Here is a 248-nt window from a genome sequence, read left to right on the forward strand (position 1 = left end):
GCACTCTAGAATGACTGCCGGTGACAAACCGGAGGAAGGCGGGGATGACGTCAAATCATCATGCCCCTTATGACTTGGGCTACACACGTACTACAATGGCCAGTACAACGGGAAGCGAAATCGCGAGGTGGAGCCAATCCTATCAAAGCTGGTCTCAGTTCGGATTGCAGGCTGCAACCCGCCTGCATGAAGTCGGAATTGCTAGTAATCGCGGATCAGCATGCCGCGGTGAATACGTTCCCGGGTCT

Annotated in this window: 1 rRNA gene; it reads left to right on the forward strand. The window is 54.4% G+C overall.

The features are described 5' to 3' along the window. Positions 1-248 (forward strand): 16S ribosomal RNA (locus tag KJS65_RS29640); the annotation flags it as partial.

Origin of the sequence: Paenibacillus sp. J23TS9, from assembly GCF_018403225.1 — a bacterium.
Taxonomy (GTDB): Bacteria; Bacillota; Bacilli; order Paenibacillales; family Paenibacillaceae; genus Paenibacillus_AQ.